Raw genomic sequence first — 567 nt, forward strand, 5'->3', positions numbered from 1 at the left:
TCCGCACTCCGGCCGCCCCGAGCGAGCAGGTTGCCGAGGTTGAACGCGGCGCTGGCGTGGCCGGCGTCCATGGCCCGGCGATACACCTCCTCCGCCTCCGCACTCCGGCCGCCCCGAGCGAGCAGGTTGCCGAGGTTGAACGCGGCGCTGGCGTGGCCGGCGTCCATGGCCCGGCGATACACCTCCTCCGCCTCCTGCTCCCGCCCGGACCGCGCGAGCAGGACGCCGAGGCCGACCGCGGCGCTGGCGTGCCCGCCGTCCATGGCCCGGCGATACGCCTCTTCCGCCTCCGCACTCCGCCCCGCACCGGCGAGCAGGATGCCGAGGTTGTACGCGGCGCTGGCGTGGCCGGCGTCCATGGCCCGGCGATACAGCTGCTCGGCCTCCGCACTCCGCCCCGCATCGGCGAGCAGGTCGCCGAGGCCGACCGGGGCGTCGGTGTGGCCGCCGTCCATGGCCCGGCGATACGCCTCTTCCGCCTCCGCACTCCGCCCCGCACCGGCGAGCAGGATGCCGAGGTTGAACGCGGCGCTGGCGTGGCCGGCGTCCGTGGCCCGGCGATACACC

At 76.2% G+C, this 567-nt stretch carries 1 protein-coding gene; it reads right to left on the reverse strand.

All coding sequences use genetic code 11. The features are described 5' to 3' along the window. A partial coding sequence (locus ACIGDI_RS39625; protein WP_399907384.1) for a tetratricopeptide repeat protein occupies positions 1-567 on the reverse strand: 567 nt, incomplete at both ends.

Source organism: Streptomyces sp. NPDC085900 (genome assembly GCF_044540925.1).
GTDB classification, from domain to species: Bacteria; Actinomycetota; Actinomycetes; order Streptomycetales; family Streptomycetaceae; genus Streptomyces; species Streptomyces gilvifuscus.